Raw genomic sequence first — 447 nt, 5'->3', positions numbered from 1 at the left:
AGCCATACTCAGTCCACGCAAACGGACCATCACATCGGCGCTCCGTGTAATGGGACTCGGCAGCGATCACGGGTTCGCAAAGTACCGCCACGTCCTCAACCGCGCGGTCTTCTCTCCCCTTCAACTCAGCAGGGTTCTGCTGTTGCTTCTGGTCCAGCATCTCGGTCAAGGTGATGAGCCGATGGTGTTCGGTATAGACGAGACGATCGTGCGCCGTCGTGGCAGACGCATCAGTGCTCTGGGTGTCTACCGGGACGCTGTCCGCTCCAGTGATTCTCACGTGGTCAAGACCACCGGTCTGCGATGGACATGTCCCAGGGTATGCTGGACGAGGCGGGCCGCAAGGACGTCTACAGCAATTTCTACCGGATGGTCATGGGTGAACCCCTCGATATGGACACCGGCAGCTACGACGCCGTCATCGGCGTCGGTGTTCTGACCCTGGGT

At 60.0% G+C, this 447-nt stretch carries 1 protein-coding gene; it reads left to right on the top strand.

The window, feature by feature from the left end; translation table 11 throughout:
• Positions 1-439 (top strand): transposase (locus J4G14_10450; GenBank protein MCE2458220.1); only part of this gene is annotated, 439 nt, incomplete at its 5' end.
• Positions 440-447: the final 8 nt, after the last annotated feature.

The sequence above is a fragment of the Dehalococcoidia bacterium genome (genome assembly GCA_021295915.1).
Lineage (GTDB): Bacteria > Chloroflexota > Dehalococcoidia > Lucifugimonadales > UBA1123 > VXRN01.
This window is presented reverse-complemented; position numbering and strand designations above follow the sequence as displayed.